Annotated in this window: 15 protein-coding genes; 5 read left to right on the forward strand and 10 right to left on the reverse strand. The window is 56.1% G+C overall.

The features are described from left to right. Nucleotides 1-2: 2 nt before the first annotated feature. Both BUA39_RS04310 and BUA39_RS04315 read right to left on the reverse strand, forming a co-directional pair. Nucleotides 3-650 carry an aminotransferase class IV family protein gene (locus BUA39_RS04310; protein ID WP_072791288.1) on the reverse strand — a complete coding sequence of 216 codons (648 nt, stop codon included), beginning with the start codon at nt 648-650 and terminating at the stop codon, nt 3-5. Next, a complete protein-coding gene (locus tag BUA39_RS04315) occupies nt 605-1,726 on the reverse strand; it encodes an aminodeoxychorismate synthase component I (protein ID WP_072791290.1) in 1,122 nt (373 codons plus the stop codon). Before BUA39_RS04315 ends, BUA39_RS04310 begins: the two co-directional genes overlap by 46 nt. Nucleotides 1,727-1,983: 257 nt before the next feature. On the opposite strand from BUA39_RS04315, the gene carB reads away from it, so the two are divergent. Continuing rightward, complete coding sequence (carB, locus tag BUA39_RS04325; protein ID WP_072791294.1) at nt 1,984-5,328, forward strand: carbamoyl-phosphate synthase large subunit; 3,345 nt, start codon at nt 1,984-1,986, stop codon at nt 5,326-5,328. Here the strand turns inward: carB and BUA39_RS04330 are convergent. From BUA39_RS04330 to BUA39_RS04350, 5 genes are all read right to left on the reverse strand, one after another. Continuing rightward, a complete protein-coding gene (locus tag BUA39_RS04330) occupies nt 5,325-5,957 on the reverse strand; it encodes a hypothetical protein (RefSeq protein WP_072791296.1) in 633 nt (210 codons plus the stop codon). The two genes, carB and BUA39_RS04330, sit on opposite strands and share 4 nt — an antisense overlap. A 50-nt stretch (nt 5,958-6,007) precedes the next feature. Then, complete coding sequence (locus BUA39_RS04335) at nt 6,008-6,844, reverse strand: DMT family transporter (RefSeq protein ID WP_072791738.1); 837 nt, start codon at nt 6,842-6,844, stop codon at nt 6,008-6,010. Nucleotides 6,845-6,959: 115 nt separating this feature from the next. Beyond that, nucleotides 6,960-8,603 carry a chaperonin GroEL gene (groL, locus tag BUA39_RS04340; RefSeq protein ID WP_072791298.1) on the reverse strand — a complete coding sequence of 548 codons (1,644 nt, stop codon included), beginning with the start codon at nt 8,601-8,603 and terminating at the stop codon, nt 6,960-6,962. 51 nt (nt 8,604-8,654) lie between these two features. Next, nucleotides 8,655-8,942 carry a co-chaperone GroES gene (locus BUA39_RS04345; RefSeq protein ID WP_072791300.1) on the reverse strand — a complete coding sequence of 96 codons (288 nt, stop codon included), beginning with the start codon at nt 8,940-8,942 and terminating at the stop codon, nt 8,655-8,657. A gap of 149 nt (nt 8,943-9,091) precedes the next feature. Beyond that, on the reverse strand, nt 9,092-9,865 hold the full coding sequence (locus BUA39_RS04350; protein ID WP_072791302.1) for a helix-turn-helix domain-containing protein: 774 nt from the start codon (nt 9,863-9,865) through the stop codon (nt 9,092-9,094). Nucleotides 9,866-9,975: 110 nt separating this feature from the next. Between BUA39_RS04350 and BUA39_RS04355 the strand changes: the two genes are divergently transcribed. Further along, the gene (locus BUA39_RS04355) at nt 9,976-10,806 is read left to right on the forward strand and encodes an SMP-30/gluconolactonase/LRE family protein (protein ID WP_072791304.1); all 831 of its coding nucleotides are present in this window, start codon (nt 9,976-9,978) and stop codon (nt 10,804-10,806) included. On the opposite strand, the gene BUA39_RS04360 is transcribed toward BUA39_RS04355, so the two are convergent. Continuing rightward, on the reverse strand, nt 10,803-11,447 hold the full coding sequence (locus BUA39_RS04360; RefSeq protein WP_072791305.1) for a DUF2161 domain-containing phosphodiesterase: 645 nt from the start codon (nt 11,445-11,447) through the stop codon (nt 10,803-10,805). The two genes, BUA39_RS04355 and BUA39_RS04360, sit on opposite strands and share 4 nt — an antisense overlap. A 543-nt stretch (nt 11,448-11,990) precedes the next feature. Further along, on the reverse strand, nt 11,991-12,896 hold the full coding sequence (locus BUA39_RS04365) for a hydrogen peroxide-inducible genes activator (protein ID WP_072791308.1): 906 nt from the start codon (nt 12,894-12,896) through the stop codon (nt 11,991-11,993). A 103-nt stretch (nt 12,897-12,999) separates the two neighbouring features. On the opposite strand from BUA39_RS04365, the gene katG reads away from it, so the two are divergent. Both katG and BUA39_RS04375 read left to right on the forward strand, forming a co-directional pair. After that, nucleotides 13,000-15,177: a catalase/peroxidase HPI gene (gene katG, locus BUA39_RS04370; protein WP_072791310.1), complete on the forward strand. Its 2,178-nt coding sequence runs from the start codon at nt 13,000-13,002 to the stop codon at nt 15,175-15,177. 141 nt (nt 15,178-15,318) lie between these two features. Next, on the forward strand, nt 15,319-16,239 hold the full coding sequence (locus tag BUA39_RS04375; protein ID WP_072791312.1) for a manganese-dependent inorganic pyrophosphatase: 921 nt from the start codon (nt 15,319-15,321) through the stop codon (nt 16,237-16,239). Nucleotides 16,240-16,292: 53 nt separating this feature from the next. On the opposite strand, the gene BUA39_RS04380 is transcribed toward BUA39_RS04375, so the two are convergent. Next, on the reverse strand, nt 16,293-16,613 hold the full coding sequence (locus BUA39_RS04380; RefSeq protein ID WP_072791313.1) for a hypothetical protein: 321 nt from the start codon (nt 16,611-16,613) through the stop codon (nt 16,293-16,295). A 199-nt stretch (nt 16,614-16,812) separates the two neighbouring features. Here BUA39_RS04380 and BUA39_RS04385 point away from each other — a divergent pair, with 199 nt between their 5' ends. Continuing rightward, entirely contained in the window at nt 16,813-17,688 is an 876-nt protein-coding gene (locus BUA39_RS04385; RefSeq protein WP_072791740.1) for an HAD family hydrolase, read from the forward strand. Nucleotides 17,689-17,750: the final 62 nt, after the last annotated feature.

Below are 17,750 nucleotides of genomic sequence, written 5' to 3' on the forward strand. Positions count from 1 at the left end.
TGTCAGACCAGCTTTGCCGGGATCAAGCCACGCAGCGAATTACCGACATGAAGCGCTGTCGCAGAACGCAGCATGTCTTGGGTGACAACCGCCTTAGTCACTTTGCCAGCTTGCAGCAAAGACTGACGTAAAACGCCCGGCAATAGCCCGCAGGAGATAGGCGGCGTGATGCAGCGACCATCGGGCAGTGTGACGAAGATATTTGTGATCGTGCCTTCGCAAATCTCATTGTTTTCGTTGAGGAAAATCAACTCATCAATGCCAGACGGGAGATTGGCGCGGGCGGCATCATAGGTCTGCCGTTGGGTGGTTTTGTGCCTCAGCCAGACATCACTGGACATGAGCTTTTGTTCCGCAATCGCCACGGTCCAAGATGCTGGATTTGGTGCCAAAGGGGCCGATGTAAACTCAAATCCCTCTGCGTCCGCCTCTGCGCCCAAAGTCAGACGACAGCGCAGCGGCACATCGCCCTGCGCTTTCAGGCACGCTTGCGCCGCCGCTGCGTCGAAGCCAAAGCCCAATTGGCGCGCAGAATCTGCCATGCGCGCAAGGTGCATATCCAAACGCGCATAGCCACCTTCCGGCGTCCAGCCAAAGGTTTCGATCAGTCGCGTTCCAACTGGAACGCCGCCGCGTATCGTGCTTTCCACAACGCTTCCTCATATTCAGATGGGCCGGTGCTGTCCCAGACAACGCCGCCGCCCACGTTCAAGGTTGCCTTGCCATCCTCGACCATAAGCGTGCGGATCGCCACATTGAAATCGCTGCGCCCGTCCGGGGCAGCCCAGCCGATGGTGCCGCAATAGATGTCGCGCGCCCATGGTTCGAGGTCATTCAGGATTTCCATCGCTCGCAACTTCGGCGCGCCGGTGATCGATCCGCAAGGGAATAGCGCCGCGAAAATCTCGGCCAGCGTTGCCTCGGGGCGCAGGCGCGCGCGCACGAGAGACACCATCTGATGCACCGTGGCGTAGCTTTCAACTTTGAACAATTCGGGCACATGCACCGAGCCAAGTTCGGCAACACGGCTGATGTCATTGCGCAAAAGGTCAACGATCATCAAGTTCTCGGCGCGGTTCTTTTCATCGGCTTGCAAAAAGGCGACCCGCTTGGCGTCCTCGTCTGGGTCCTGCGAGCGGGGCTGCGTGCCTTTCATGGGGCGGGTTTCAATGACGCCGGTGCTTGTGGTGCGGAAAAACAGTTCAGGCGAGCGGCTGAGGAGATCCGGCAACCCTTCCTGCAAGACCATCGCGCCCTGCCCCACGGGCTGCCGCGTAGACAAGGCAGCATAAAGCGCCTCTGAAGCGCCCTCATAATTTGTGTCCATCGGGAAGGTCAGGTTGGCCTGATAGATATCGCCCGCACCGATGTAGGCGTTCACCTGATCAAAGGCTTGCTGATACCGTGACTGATCCCAACGTGGGACGGGCTGGTCCAGCAGCGCGGAGCCATGCGCCAGCGCTTTAAGACCGGGTGCGCCATAAACCCCGAAACACAACAGCGGCAGGCGTCGTTCCTTGGGCATGCGTCCGTACAATCTGGGTTCAAGAACATAGCCAAGTTCGTAGGTCGCATAGCCCGCAAGCCACTTACCGTCCGCGCGTGCGGCATCCATCGCTGCGAAGGCCACATCGACCTGATCCGGCGTCTGGGCGACAATCATCGTTTCAGGCGCATCAAACCATGTGCCCGCCCCGAGAGGCCCCTGATCAAACCGAATCTGCACGCGCTTGCCTTTCCATCTTGATCCGCCTGATATAGCGTCCCTACAGCGCGCGCGCAGCCCAGAAATCGACAGGAATCACCACTCTGCCGCACAAAGCGGCAAGGCCAGTCGCGTGTGGCTTGTCTGCTTGGCGCAAAGCGATGCGGAATAATCCGCAAATGCACTTGCGCCTTGGCGTTTGATCCGTATAACCCACGACAATTTGCGCACACGGTGGTGCTGCCCACCCATACCCGCCACCAAACCCGAGGTCTGCCATGCCCAAAAGAACCGACATCTCCTCCATCATGATTATCGGCGCTGGTCCTATTGTGATCGGCCAAGCCTGTGAGTTTGACTACTCTGGCGCACAAGCCTGTAAGGCGCTGCGCGAAGAAGGCTACCGGGTTATCCTCGTGAACTCGAACCCGGCCACGATTATGACGGACCCGGGCCTTGCAGACGCAACCTATATTGAACCAATCACCCCAGAAGTTGTGGCTAAGATCATCGAGAAAGAACGCCCCGATGCGCTGCTGCCCACAATGGGCGGTCAAACGGGTCTGAACACATCGCTGGCACTGGAAGAAATGGGTGTGCTGGACAAGTTCGGCGTAGAGATGATCGGCGCAAAGCGTGATGCGATTGAAATGGCAGAAGATCGCAAACTGTTCCGCGAAGCGATGGATCGTTTGGGCATCGAAAACCCACGTGCCTCCATCGTGACAGCGCCGAAGAAAGAGAATGGCGAGGACGATCTGGACGAAGGCGTGCGCCTTGCGTTGGAAGAGTTGGAAGACATCGGCCTGCCCGCGATCATCCGCCCGGCCTTTACCATGGGCGGCACCGGTGGCGGTGTGGCCTATAACCGCGAAGACTACATGCACTTCTGCCGCACAGGCATGGATGCTTCTCCGGTTAACCAGATCCTGATCGATGAAAGCCTGCTGGGTTGGAAAGAATACGAAATGGAAGTGGTCCGCGACAAAGCGGATAACGCGATCATCGTCTGTTCGATCGAAAACGTTGACCCAATGGGTGTGCACACCGGCGACTCGATCACGGTGGCCCCTGCCCTGACGCTGACCGACAAAGAATATCAGATCATGCGGAACCATTCCGTGAATGTTCTGCGCGAAATCGGTGTTGAGACCGGCGGCTCTAACGTTCAGTGGGCCGTGAACCCGGTGGACGGCCGCATGGTGGTGATCGAGATGAACCCACGGGTGTCTCGTTCTTCTGCATTGGCCTCTAAGGCAACCGGTTTCCCAATCGCAAAGATCGCGGCGAAACTGGCGGTGGGCTACACGCTGGATGAATTGGACAACGACATCACCAAGGTGACGCCTGCGTCCTTTGAACCAACCATCGACTATGTCGTCACCAAGATCCCGAAATTCGCGTTTGAGAAATTCCCCGGCTCTGAACCCTATCTGACCACAGCGATGAAATCCGTGGGCGAGGCGATGTCAATCGGACGCACAATCCATGAGTCGATGCAAAAAGCCCTGTGCTCGATGGAGTCTGGTCTGACCGGATTTGACGAAATCGCAATTGAAGGCGCGCCAGAAAAGCCAGCCATCGTGCGCGCGTTGTCAAAACAGACGCCAGACCGTCTGCGGGTGATCGCGCAGGCTATGCGTCACGGTTTGACCAACGAAGAAATCCAAAACGTGACCATGTTTGACCCATGGTTCTTGGACCGCATTCGCGAAATCATCGATGCTGAAGCCGAGGTGCGCAAGAACGGTCTTCCGCTCGAGCCGAAGGGGCTGCGTCACCTGAAAATGCTTGGGTTCTCTGATGCACGTCTGGCCAAACTGACTGGCCGCGACGAAGACAACGTGCGCCGTGCGCGCCTGAACCTTGGCGTGAAAGCTGTGTTCAAACGCATTGACACCTGCGCAGCTGAGTTTGAGGCGCAGACGCCATATATGTACTCGACCTACGAAGAGCCGGTGTTTGACGAAGCCGAATGTGAGGCACGCCCATCAGACCGCAAAAAAGTGGTCATTCTGGGCGGTGGTCCAAACCGGATCGGCCAAGGGATTGAATTTGACTATTGCTGCTGTCACGCCTGCTATGCACTGACGGATGCCGGTTATGAAACCATCATGGTCAACTGTAACCCCGAAACGGTTTCAACCGACTACGACACGTCTGATCGCTTGTATTTTGAGCCGCTAACATTTGAGCACGTCATGGAAATCCTGCGCGTGGAACAGGAAAGCGGCACGTTGCATGGTGTGATTGTTCAATTTGGCGGGCAGACCCCGCTGAAACTTGCAAACGCGCTGGAAGAAGCCGGCATTCCGATTCTCGGCACGACGCCAGACGCGATTGACCTTGCCGAGGACCGTGAACGTTTCCAAGCGCTTGTGAACGAACTCGGATTGAAACAGCCGCACAACGGCATCGCGTCCACCGATGCGCAGGCGCTTGAAATCGCCGAAGAAATCGGCTTCCCGCTGGTGATCCGCCCGTCCTACGTTCTGGGCGGTCGCGCGATGGAAATCGTGCGGGATATGGCGCAGTTGGAGCGCTATATCTCTGAGGCGGTTGTCGTTTCTGGTGACAGCCCGGTTCTGCTGGACAGTTATCTGGATGGCGCAACCGAGCTGGACGTCGACGCGCTGTGTGATGGCGAAAACGTGCATATCGCGGGCATCATGCAGCACATCGAAGAAGCGGGCGTGCACTCTGGTGACTCTGCTTGCTCTTTGCCGCCCTACAGCCTGTCCAAGGACCTGATCGAAGAAATCAAGCGCCAAACCGTCGCTCTTGCAAAAGCGCTGCACGTCAAAGGTCTGATGAATGTTCAGTTCGCCACCAAAGACAACGAGGTTTATCTTATCGAGGTGAACCCGCGCGCATCTCGGACCGTGCCGTTTGTGGCGAAAGCCACCGACAGTGCGATTGCGTCCATCGCAGCGCGTCTGATGGCTGGAGAGCCTCTGTCGAACTTCCCGCTACGTGCCCCTTATCAGGAAGGCACAGACATCAGCCAGCCGCAACCAATCGCAGACCAGATGACCTTGGCCGACCCGAATATGCCTTGGTTCTCCGTCAAAGAGGCCGTGATGCCGTTCAACCGTTTCCCCGGTGTGGATACGATCCTTGGGCCAGAAATGCGCTCGACCGGCGAGGTGATGGGCTGGGATCGCGACTTTGCGACCGCCTTCCTGAAGGCACAGATGGGCGCGGGCATGAAGCTGCCAACGGAAGGCAAGGTCTTTATTTCGATCAAAGATGCGGACAAAACACCACTGATGCTCGAAGCAGCGACCCTCTTGATTGAAATGGGCTTTAGCCTTGTTGCCACAACCGGCACGTCGTCTTGGCTGTCAGAGCAAGGCGTCGCCTGTGAGCGGGTCAACAAAGTCTACGAAGGGCGCCCGAACATCGTCGATCTGTTGAAGAATGACGAGATTGCGCTGGTGATGAACACCACAGAAGGCGCGCAGGCGGTTGAAGACAGCCGCGATATCCGCGCCGTGGCTCTGAACGACCGCATCCCATATTTCACGACGGCTGCGGGATCGCATTCTGCTGCGCTTGCCATCCAAGCACTGCGTAAGGGCGACCTTGAGGTGCGCAGCCTGCAGGGTTTGACAGCCGCCTAAAGGTGGACGCCGAACAGCAGGAATAAAATTGGCACCGGCGCCACTGCAAGCGCCGTTGCCACACAAAACCAAACGGGCGAATACAGCCGGCTCATCCCCGCGAAAAGCGCAATCCCGCCGCCGCCGCCCAGCACCGCATTGCCCGGAATGTTAAATAAGACCGCGATGGCCAGATAGCGGTAGCGCAACAATAGCGGCAGGTAGCGCCCGGGTACGTTTTGGGTCAGGAAACTGCGCCGCTCTGCCCCGGTCATCTCCTCTGCCTGCCGCACAAAGAATGCCGCGCGTTTCAAATGCAGCGCTGTAAAAATCCGTGTCAGCAGCGAGAGCGGCACAAGATGCCCAACCGCAAAGGCCAACCAAAGCGCCGCCACCATGCAGAGGTAGACCAGCACTGCAATGCGCGCGCCGAAGACCATCATCAGGCCAAATCCGATCTCTGCGCCGGGTACAAATGGTATCGCAGAGGTCACAAGGAACAGCCCCGCGACAACCAATGTCATCCAACCAAATGGCCCGCTGTCCTCTCCTGGCACATGCAGCCACATCGGCGAGGCGTTCCCAATCAGGAACCCACCGCCCAGTAGCAGCGCATAAAGCGCGAGTGCTCCAATCCAACGTGTCGACATCGGATGAGCATAGCCACAAAACCCTTAGCGCAAATGATTATTTTCGCGCCCTAGGCGCGCAGCATTGCCAAAGCCACGCCACCCAACACCAAGGCCGTCGCGATTGCCAGTTGCAGCGTCACGACCTCAGAGAGCCACAGTGCCCCGCCCAGCGTTGCGATGACAGGCACGGTCAGCTGTGCAACAGCCGCGCGCGTCGATCCAAGGCGCGGAACAATCGCGTACCACAGCGAATAGCCAAGGCCAGAGGTCACAGCACCCGAGGCAATTGCCAGCCAAACGCCTGAAGCAGAGACCCCGCTCCACTCCACAGGCCAGACCAGCAGGCTTAGCGCGGCCACCGGCGCGGCCAGTATGAAGTTTATGGCTGTGGCCTGCGTGGGGTCTCCTGCGCGTTTGCCGACCAGCGAATAGACACCCCAACCCACGCCTGCCAATAGCATCGCCGCCATGGCAACGACCGGCGTTTTGGCATCCGGTTGCGGCCACAGCATCCAGCACAGCCCAAGGAATGCAATCGCCGTTCCCGCCCATCTGAGTGCCGGGATCGCATCCCTGTCGCGCAGGGCCGCCGCGAACATGGTGATCTGCACCATGCCAAACAACAACAGCGCCCCGACGCCCGACGGCAGTTCAAGATAAGCAAAGGAAAAGCCGAAAAGGTAGACCAGCAACGCGACCACGCCTACGGGTCTGCGCAGCACGGTGAAATCAAAGGACTGGCGCCGAACAAGCACAACGACCGCCAGCATGACCGCTCCAGCCAAAACCCGAACCACGGCAAAGGCAACCGCATCCATATCCCCGTCGACGATGGCCATCCGGTTCAGCACCGAATTGGCGGCGAAAGCGATCATTGTCAGGACTGTCAGCAGAAATAAATGCATCGATAGGCTTTCTTCTTGGTCCAAATACCTTCGCCGAAGGCATTACCACAGCGCAACGAAAAAAGGCCGCGCCAAAATGGCACGACCCTCAGTTCTCACGCGTTTGTGCGGCTGATTACATCATGCCGCCCATGCCGCCCATGCCGCCCATGTCAGGCATTGCAGGTGCGCCGCCGTCTTTCGCTGGCTTGTCAGCAATCATCGCTTCTGTTGTGATCAACAGACCTGCGATGGATGCCGCGTCTTCCAGCGCAGTACGCGCAACTTTTGCAGGGTCGATCACACCGAATGCGAACATGTCGCCATATTCTTCAGTCTGCGCGTTGAAACCAAACGCCAGGTCATCGCTCTCACGGACCTTGCCAGCAACAACTGCACCGTCGACACCAGCATTCTCTGCGATTTGGCGCAGAGGCGCTTCGATTGCCTTAGACACGATCTTGATGCCTGCGTCTTGGTCAGCATTTGCACCTTTCAGGGATGCAAGCGCTTTACCGGCCTGAACCAGCGCAACACCACCACCAACAATCACACCTTCTTGAACCGCAGCGCGGGTCGCGTTCAGTGCATCGTCAACGCGGTCTTTGCGTTCTTTCACTTCAACCTCGGTCATGCCGCCAACGCGGATCACAGCAACACCGCCTGCCAGTTTGGCAACGCGCTCTTGCAGCTTTTCACGGTCGTAGTCAGAGGTGGTTTCTTCGATCTGAGTGCGGATCTGAGCAACACGTGCTTCGATCTCTGCTTTGTTACCAGCACCGTCAACGATGGTTGTTTCGTCTTTGGTGATCTGGATTTTCTTCGCGGTGCCCAGCATGTCCATGGTCACGGACTCAAGTTTCATGCCCAGATCTTCAGAGATCACTTGGCCACCGGTCAGGATCGCGATGTCTTGCAGCATGGCTTTACGACGGTCGCCGAAGCCAGGTGCCTTAACAGCTGCGATTTTCAGACCGCCGCGCAGTTTATTCACAACCAGAGTTGCCAGCGCTTCGCCTTCAACATCTTCTGCGATGATCAGAAGCGGCTTTTGGGACTGGATCACTTGCTCAAGCAGTGGAACCATTGGCTGCAGGGAAGACAGTTTCTTTTCGTGCAGCAGAACCATGCAGTCTTCGAGTTCTGCAATCATCTTGTCTGGGTTGGTCACGAAGTATGGGGACAGGTAGCCGCGGTCAAACTGCATGCCTTCGACAACAACGGTTTCTGTTTCCAGACCTTTGTTTTCTTCAACGGTGATGACGCCTTCGTTGCCAACTTTTTGCATCGCGTCTGCGATCTGCTGACCGATTTCGGCTTCGCCGTTGGCAGAGATGGTACCAACCTGCGCCACTTCTGCAGAGTCTTTTACCGCACGTGCAGAGGCTTTGATGCCTTCAACAACTTTGGCTGTCGCCAGGTCGATGCCGCGCTTCAGGTCCATAGGGTTCAGACCAGCTGCAACCTGCTTCAGGCCTTCTTTGACGATGGCTTGTGCGAGAACGGTCGCGGTGGTGGTGCCGTCGCCCGCTTCGTCGTTGGTACGAGACGCAACTTCTTTCACCATCTGTGCGCCCATGTTTTCGAACTTGTCTTCCAGTTCGATCTCTTTGGCGACAGAGACACCGTCTTTGGTGATGCGTGGTGCGCCGAAGGATTTGTCCAGAACGACGTTACGGCCTTTTGGGCCCAGGGTCACTTTGACGGCGTCCGCCAGTACGTTCACACCGCGCAGCATTTTGTTGCGGGCATCGGTATCAAATTTGACTTCTTTTGCCATTTTGATAGCTCCTAATTTCTATGTTTCGGTGTTGTGTTCAGGGTCTGCGACTTAGGACAGGATGCCCATGATGTCGGACTCTTTCATGATCAGCAGCTCTTCACCCTCGAGGGTGATTTCAGTGCCGGACCATTTGCCGAACAGAACCTTGTCGCCAGCAGACACAGCTGGTGCGATCAACTCGCCGCTGTCTTTGCGTGCGCCTTCGCCGACTGCGATTACTTCGCCTTCAGCTGGTTTTTCTTTTGCGGAATCTGGAATAATCAGGCCGCCTGCTGTTTTCTCTTCGCTTTCAGTGCGACGAACCAACACGCGGTCATGCAGTGGTGTAAATGCCATGGTTAGGTTTCCCTACTTTAGTTTCTCCCTCACTCCGAGCGGAGCGATTAGCACTCCCAATCGGCGAGTGCTAACAGGCGAATAGCTAGGCATGTCAAAGCAGGGAGTCAACAAGCTTAGCAAAATTTTCTGATGGCTTTTTAGGCGCTTTAAGAAGCGACGGCGGCGGGTCGCTTAACAGACTGGATTTGCAAGAGATCAGGATAGCTCAGAACGCCCATGGCGGCGGTCCATTTGAACGAGACCAACTCCTTGTCTGAGGCAATCATCTGATCTTGCCGGGCAAGGTTGGCGATGTGGGCCTGAAACTCCCCCATTTCCTTAACAACCTGTCGCACGGTGTCGGGCAGCATTCGGCGACCCAAAGTTGTGAAAGCAAGATCTTCTTCATTCGCTCTATCGATTGTGTCTAAAACAAACTGCTGGCTGATCCGTTTTACATGGGGATGAAGCGCGCCGAAGGGCCGAAACTTAAACGGCTGCGTCACTTTCAGGCGGATTTGTCCTTCCGGCATCAACTCTGCGAGGCCCATCATTTCCAGCGAGCGGCCATAATGATCGATATCAAGAGGTGTCAGCCCATAGATCTTTGCAATTTCTGGCGCCGGGAAATCTTCACGCAACAGAATGAAGAAATGGAACAACGACGCATCTGCTGCTAGCGCCGCCTCAGTTTCGCGCGGCAAATAGGCAGCGGCGGCTTGCGTGCGCCGTGCACGTTGCAGCACTTCTTCAGGGGGCAACTCCAGCAGGTCACATAGCTCAAACAACCGGGACATCTTGCAATCACGCTGTGCAAACATGCGTTTCACGGAAACCTCTGAAAGGCCAAGCGCCTCTCCGACCATGGCATAGGTCATGCCCCGCGCTCGCAATGTGCGCTTCAAAATTTCAAATGCATCCGCAAGCAATCTGTTTTCCATACCAACACCTGCTATTTCGTATCACTAATTGATACCCAATTCGCTCAATATTGCAATATGGATCAAAAATACCTCCTTTCGAGTAAGAACAACACGAAAGGACATCCCCAATGAAACACTTCGCTATTGCATTCGCCCTGATGGCTTCCACTGCCAACGCATGGGAGATCACCGGGTTTGAACATCCTGAATCCATCGTCGCCGACGCTGCCAACGAGCAGCTTTATGTCTCTAACATTGTTGGTCATCCCGCTGAGGCAGATGGCGTGGGCTATATCAGTCTGGTTTCCTTTGATGGCAAAGTCATCGAACAAAAGTGGTCCACCGGCATGGATGCCCCGAAGGGCATGGCGCTCTTTGGCGATAGCCTTCTGGTCTCTGATCTCACCAAGTTTCATGTCATCGACAGGGCCAGCGGAGAAATCACCCAGACCGTCTCACCCGAGGGCGCGGCATTCCTGAACGACATCACAGCCTCCGGTGATCGCGCGTTTATCTCGGATATGTTTACCGGCGTGATCTACAGCTTTGATGGCAGCGAAGTATCACCGTTCTACTCTGCACCAGGCCTGCCCCACCCAAACGGACTGTGGACCGACGGCGTGACTTTGGTGATCGGCCATTGGGGACCGGGGATGCAGCAAGATTTTTCAACCGAAAAACCGGGCGATTTGATTGCGGTGAACATCGCGACCAAAGAAGCCACTACGATTGTCGCTGAGCTGGGCAATCTTGATGGCGTCGCCAAAACAGCAGAAGGTTTCATCGTAAACGACTGGATCAATGGTAAAATCTTCTCTGTCGTCGACGGTCAGGCCACCGAGGTTCTGCAAATGCCGCAGAGCACAGCAGACATCACGGTTTTGGGCAATACGATCTACATGCCGCATATGTTTGAAAACCGCATCAGCACGGCAACACTTGAAACTGTGTCTAACTAAGACTGGTTTCTGGCGAGTCCCTCGGGGCTCGCCGCATAGACACCACGCTCAACTTTGTTGAACCAGCCATAATGGTTGTCGCGCATAATTGCGGTGGCTGAAGGCGCGCCAGCGCCCTTGGCCACATCAGCGCCTCGGCTTGCACCATGCTCTATGACAAAGGACAAACACCGTTCTGCTTCCTGCTGATAGCCGGTGACGATTTTGCCGTTGGTGCCACCGAGGTTAGGGTCGCCTACCCTACGGCTGAACTCTTTCAGCAAGGCACCCTTGCGGGGCTTTGACTTACGCGGGCGAAACTCGGCCGGATCGGCATGCACGTGGACGGTTTGATCGACCAAATTGACCGAGATCACGCCTATGCCAAGCCGCTTGCACAGACCCACATTGGCTTTGAAAGACCGCCAGGCGGATTTGCCTTTCCAGCGCGGCACGGCGACATAAACCCAGTCGGACAAGCGCTGACGCGCGACTGCTTGCTGCAGCAGTGTCAGGGAAAAGCCGGTTTTTAACTCGACAATCACGGGGTCCTCATCCGCGCGGCAGGCCACAACATCCGCAGCCCCCACTTCGGCTTTGACCACAAACCCCTGCCCCTCAAGCCAGGCCTTCACCGGACCATATAACTCGGTTTCTTTCATGCTCTGCACCTTGCCCCAAAGCCCTGCCCGGCATCAAGGCCGGACAGGGCCACGTGTTACCGCCCGCCGGTGCGACCGGGGAAAAGCATCGGTTTCCCACGTCTCGCGCGTTGCGAGGATCGACCTTTCCAATTGTCGCTCGGTTGCGGTTTTTTGGGGGATGTCACAGCCGGCTTCTTGGGCACAATAAGACCGGCGCTGCGCTTACGCGCAGGTTTCTTGGATTTGGGCATAGACCCCTCCTGAATTTTATGGAAATGGGCTGCGCTTGGCACAGCAATGACGCGCCCGAAGGCACTAGCCAGACTTGTCCATTGTCAGGATGCTCCTCTGAAAAGGTGCGGCGTTCTCACGCCAGAAAATGCGAGCGGTTAAGCTACTTTGTCCATCGTCAGGGTCTCCTTTTCAGCCCGCCCAGCCTATCCACCCGGATCAAACAGGTCAACACGCCCTTGTAGGTGTCCGCACATCCTTCACCTTTGCAAAAATGCTCTGGGGTGAATGCGCAAGGCGCAGAGGGGCAAAGCCCCTGCCAGCCTGTCATCAAAGCCGATCCTGCCGTTCTTGCCCAATCCGCCGCAGCATACTGCCCAAATCTAGCAGCTGTTTCTGCAAAGGATTTGTTCTGCGCCACACCATGCCTATCGTCCGCTTGGGCGGGGCACTTTCAAATCGCGACAAGGACACGGATGTCCCGCGCTGTTCTAATGTGATGGCCATTTCCGGGATCAGCGTCAGACCAAGCCCGGCATCCACCATCTGCACCAACGTCGACAAGGATGAGCCTTCCATCAAAAGACTCGGATCGGATTGCTTGATCTCGCAAAATTCCAGCGCCTGATCGCGGAAGCAATGCCCTTCTTCCAACAAAAGCAGCTTCATCTCCTGCAATTTACTCGGGCTTGGTACGGGTTTATGGGCGTCCTGCCCCGCGCGCACGAGCACAAATTCCTCGTCAAACAGCGCAAACTCTCGGAACGCGGGTTCAGAGACCGGTAAAGCGGCAACAATAAAATCAAGCCGCGAGTGGCGCAGATCATCAAGCAGAGATTGCGTCACGGCTTCGCGCGGGCGCAATTCAAGATCGGGCAGTTCTTCGGAAAGCCCGCGAATGATGGCTGGCAAAAGATAGGGCGCAACGGTGGGGATGATCCCCATGCGCAAACGCCCCTTTAAAGGGCCTTCTGATAAGCGCGCCAGATCGCCCATTGCCTCGACATCCGCCAGTACCTTTTGGGCACGCTCCAAAAATTCCTCCCCCAAGGTGGTCAGGCGAATTTTGCGCGCAGAGCGTTCCACCAAAGGCGCGCCAAGCATGGCCTCCAACTCTTTGATCTGCACCGACAGCGCTGGTTGCGAAATCGAACAGGCCTCTGCCGCGCGGCCAAAATGCCCATGCCGCGCAAGGGCGTCAAAATAGCGGAAATGTTTGAGGGTCAGATTAATCATTAATTTTAATTATCAAAGATAAAGTTTTTTTCAATTGGAGATTATCAAATTGCCCGGCTAGCCTGAACGCATTCAATCACCCCCTTTTTGTAGGAGAGACAAAATGGACGGCAATTCTTCTCAAGGTCTCGGCGGATGCCCAGTCAATCACGGCGGCAATACTTCCTTGGACAAGCCCGTTACCAAATGGTGGCCCAAGTCCCTGAACCTTGGCATTTTGCATCAGCATGGTGCGCGCACCAATCCGATGGATGCGGAGTACAATCACCGCGAGGCTGTTAAGGGACTCGATTTTGAGGGGGTGAAGGCTGACGTCAAAGCGCTTTTGACGAAAAACCAAGACTGGTGGCCCGCAGACTGGGGGTATTATGGCGGGCTGATGGTTCGGTTGGCGTGGCACTCTGCCGGGTCCTACCGCATGCAAGACGGTCGCGGTGGCGCGGGCCATGGCAATATTCGTTTTGCGCCGCTCAATTCCTGGCCTGACAATGCGAGCCTCGACAAAGCGCGTCGTCTGTTGTGGCCCGTGAAAAAGAAATACGGCAATGCGTTGTCTTGGGCTGACCTGATCATTCTAGCAGGCAATATGGGGTATGAGGCCGCTGGCCTGAAAACCTTTGGTTTTGGCTTTGGTCGCGAAGACATTTGGGGGCCAGAGACGGACGTCTATTGGGGGTCAGAAAACGAATGGCTGGCCCCATCCGAAAATCGCTACGATGACTTGGATGATGCCTCCACGCTGGAAAACCCGCTGTCTGCGGTGCACATGGGCCTGATCTATGTGAACCCCGAAGGCGTGAACGGCAAACCCGACCCGGCCCGCACCGCTTTGCATGTTCGTGAAACCTTCGCCCGCATGGCGATGAATGACGAAGAAACCGCAGCGCTGACCTGCGGCGGCCATACAATCGGTAAAGCCCACGGTGCTTTGGCTGGCGACAATATCGGTGCGGAGCCCGAAGGCGCTGCAATCGAAGAACAAGGTTTTGGATGGGCGAACCCTGATCAGGGTGGCACGGCGTCAAAGTCCTTTACCTCGGGCATTGAAGGCGCATGGACCAAAGAACCGACAAAGTTTGATATGGGTTATTTTGACTATCTCTTTGGATGGGAATGGGAGCTCGCAAAATCCCCGGCTGGCGCGTGGCAATGGCAGCCCGTCGATATGCCTGACAGCGAAAAGCCAACAAATGCGGGCGACAGCCGCACACCGCAAAGCCCGATTATGACGGACGCGGATATGGCGATGAAGGTCGACCCGATCTACAATGCGATTTGCCAAAAATTCATGGCGGACCCGGAATATTTCAAAGACACTTTCGCCCGCGCCTGGTTCAAACTGACCCACCGCGATATGGGACCTCGGGCCAACTACATCGGACCAGATGTCCCTGCAGAAGACCTCATCTGGCAGGACCCGATCCCAGCGGGACCAACCGGTTATAACGTCGCTGCGCTGAAAGCGAAGATTGCCGACAGCGGCCTGACGTCGGCCGAGTTGATCGCCACCGCTTGGGACAGCGCGCGCACCTTCCGGGGTTCTGACAATCGTGGGGGTGCCAACGGGGCACGCATCCGCCTTGCACCGCAAAAGGATTGGCCGGGCAACGAACCTGCGCGGCTGGCCAAGGTTCTGGGCGTTCTGGAACCGCTGGCTGCTGAGGCCGGTGCATCCATCGCGGATTCCATCGTTCTGGGCGGCAATGTCGGTTTGGAGATGGCCATCAAAGCGGGCGGCCACGCGGTTGAGGTGCCGTTCACGCCGGGCCGCGGGGATGCGGATGACAGCATGACCGATGCCGAAAGTTTCGACGTGCTGCAACCTGTCGCAGACGGCTTCCGCAACTGGCAGAAAGAGGCCTATGCCGTCTCCGCCGAGGAAATGCTGCTGGATCGCGCGCAGCTGATGGGGCTGACGGCGGCAGAAATGACCGTTCTTTTGGGCGGTATGCGCGGCCTTGGCACCAACCATGGCGGCAGCAAGCTGGGCGTCTTTACTGATCGCGAAGGCGCTTTGACCACGGACTTCTTTGTCAACCTGACTGACATGGCCAACAGTTGGCACCCGGTCGATGGCGGCACCTATGAAATCCGCGACCGGAAAACCGGCGACGTGAAATGGACCGCCACCAGCGCTGATTTGGTCTTTGGGTCAAACTCAATCCTGCGCGCCTATGCAGAGGTCTATGCTCAAGACGACAACCACGAGAAATTCGTAAAAGATTTCGTCGCAGCCTGGACCAAGGTTATGGAGTCAGATCGGTTCGATTTGCTGGCGTAACAGCGCCCAACGTCACCAGATTGGCCCGGCGCATGGCGGCGGGCCTTTCTTTGTGTGGCACTGCGAAAACCTGTCACGTGACATTGCGTTTGGCCCCGCCTATAAGGCGCTCAAATTTGCATCCCTGCGAGGAAAATCAACATGACGACTCTGGTTTTTGGCCACAAATCCCCCGACACAGATTCCACAGGCTCCCCCATCATCTGGGCCTGGTACCTGAACGAAATCAAAGGCGAGAAAGCCGAGGCCGTTCTGCTGGGCGAGCCAAATACCGAAGCCGCTTTTGTTGTCGAAAAATGGGGCTGTCCAAAACCGCGCATCGTGACTGATTTTGAAGCAGGCCAAGCCGCTGTGATTGTAGACACCAACAATCCAGCCGAACTGCCTGCAAATGTGAATGAACTGGACGTTCAAGCCATCATCGATCACCACAAGCTGGTTGGCGGCCTGGAAACCAAAGGCCCGATTGACATCACCATCCGTCCATTGGCTTGCACCGCAACCATCATGCACGACCTGATGGGGGATGATGCTGCGAAAATGCCTGACTGGGTCAAAGGCCTGACCCTGTCTTGCATCCTGTCTGACACGCTGGAATTCCGCTCCCCGACCACAACCGATCACGACAAGGCGCTGGCCGAAGAACTGGCCAGAGAGTTGAACCTTGATCTGTCTGCCTACGCGTCTGAAATGTTTGAAGCGAAGTCCGACATCTCTGCGTTTTCTGACGCAGAACTGATCCGCATGGATTCGAAGGAATACGAAGTCGACGGCACCAAGTTCCGCGTTTCTGTTCTGGAAACCACCGCACCGAAACTGGTTCTGGACCGCAAAGACAGCCTGATGGCGTCTTTCAAAGAGGTCGAGGCCGAAGATGGCGTTGATCAGATTCTGCTGTTTGTCGTGGACATCCTGAACGAAGAGGCGACGCTGTTTGTGCCAAACGATCTGGTGAAAACGGTCGCCGCGAAATCGTTTGAAGCAGACGCAACCGGTGACCTTCTGGACCTGCCCGGCATCATGAGCCGCAAGAAACAGATCATCCCGAACCTGAAGGTTTGAAATCGCTGATCTGAAATGAATTGGGCGCTCTGTTTTGAGCGCCCATTTTTTAATTAGTCTGCGTTCGCGTTCTTGTTTTTGGCGCCAATACCGCCATGCACCGTTTCAAGCTGGTCCGCAAATCCCGGATCACCGTCCGCAGGGTCAGCGTCTGATTGCCCCGGCACATTTCCGATTCCGTGGATGTTTCCACCGTTGGATCCATTACCGTTGTTACCGTTTGGGTTGGCATTATTGTTATCTCCTGCCCCATTTCCAACTTTGTCGTGGATATTGGGGTGAAGCGTATCGGCGGGTGTGTCGGATGCGTTGGCCGCAAATGATGTCGGCGCGGCGAACATCAGGGCGACTGTGGCAGCAGTCAAAAATCTCATTCGAGTATATCCATATTTTGGGTTTCGCAGATGCGCTTTAAGAGCATCTCAATTGAGTTATGTTATTTTGGCGCTATTGCGCTCAGAATGTGGTAAAGTCAGGGCAAGGCTTTGACCGAAAAAATTGGCATCGCGCTTTCATTACAATTGAGAGAGTGCAATAGGTTTGCCAACGCTATCTTTGCTGACCGGAATGAGCATGACACAAATTATCGAAAACCTCTCTGACATTTCTGATCGCTATGACGCCCTGTTCGTCGACCTTTGGGGATGTATGCACAATGGTGTCAAAGCCTTCCCAAGTGCGGTCAAGGCCATGCAGGACTACCGCGCGCGTGGGGGTATTGTGGTGCTGGTGACCAACTCGCCCAAACCACGTGCCGGCGTGGCAGAGCAGCTTGTCGGCTTTGGCGTTCCAACCGATGCCTATGACACAATTGCGACTTCGGGCGATTCCGCCCGATCAGCAATGTTTCGCGGTGTTGTGGGCGAAAAGGTGTTTTTCATGGGCGAATGGACCCGCGATGAAGGTTTCTTTGAACCTCTCAACCTGCTTGAGAACCCGATTGATATCCAACGTGTCCCCTTGTCTGAGGCCGAGGGGATCGTCTGCTGCGGCCCGTTCGATCCAATGGCCGACCCCTCGATCAACCGCGCCGATTTTCTCTATGCCAAGACCAAAGGCATGAAACTTCTTTGCGCGAACCCTGATATTGTGGTGGACCGTGGCGAAGTGCGCGAATGGTGCGCGGGTGCGCTTGCGAAGCTCTATACCGAGATGGGCGGAGAAAGCCTTTATTTCGGCAAACCCCACCCGCCGATCTATGATTTGGCCCGTCGCCGTCTGGCTGAATTGGGCAAAGACATCCCTGACAGCCGGATTTTGGCCATCGGCGATGGTGTCCTGACCGACATCAAAGGCGCCATGGGAGAAGACATCGATTCCCTTTTTATTTCGGGCGGTCTTGCAGCCAGTGAGACAAAAACATCGGTCCAGCCAGACGCAGAAGCGCTAAATATTTATCTGGAAACAGAAAAATCGAATCCGACATATACGATAGGTCATTTGCGCTGACGTAAATAAGTCTTGATTTTCTGCAGTTGCAAAGTAATAAAGTTGCTCAAAGGCGCGTAGTC

The organism is Cognatishimia maritima (assembly GCF_900129685.1).
Lineage (GTDB): Bacteria > Pseudomonadota > Alphaproteobacteria > Rhodobacterales > Rhodobacteraceae > Cognatishimia > Cognatishimia maritima.